Annotated in this window: 1 protein-coding gene; it reads right to left on the bottom strand. The window is 57.9% G+C overall.

Features of this window, described 5'->3' with window-relative positions:
- A partial coding sequence (locus B2R29_RS02525) for a class I tRNA ligase family protein (protein WP_301179643.1) occupies nt 1-216 on the bottom strand: 216 nt, incomplete at both ends.

Genomic DNA, 216 nt, shown 5'->3' with positions numbered 1-216 from the left:
GTCGCAGTATTCGTTCCAGATGAATTCGTACAGCGTCTGTGCGGCCATGTCGAAGCGGTACTGGTCCATGTGGCGGCGTACTTCGCTTTCGGCGCGTTGCAGGCGCGAGATGATCCAGCGGTCGGCTAATGAGAGCGCTGCATCCTCTCCGTTTACACCGCAAGCGGCTTTCATGGCGTCGGTGATTTCAATACGGCCACCGTCTGCGTTCTCAAC

The organism is Thalassolituus sp. UBA3500 (assembly GCF_002377545.1).
GTDB lineage: Bacteria > Pseudomonadota > Gammaproteobacteria > Pseudomonadales > Oceanobacteraceae > Thalassolituus.
Note: the sequence above shows the minus strand (reverse complement) of the source record. Positions and strands in the feature narration are given on the sequence as shown.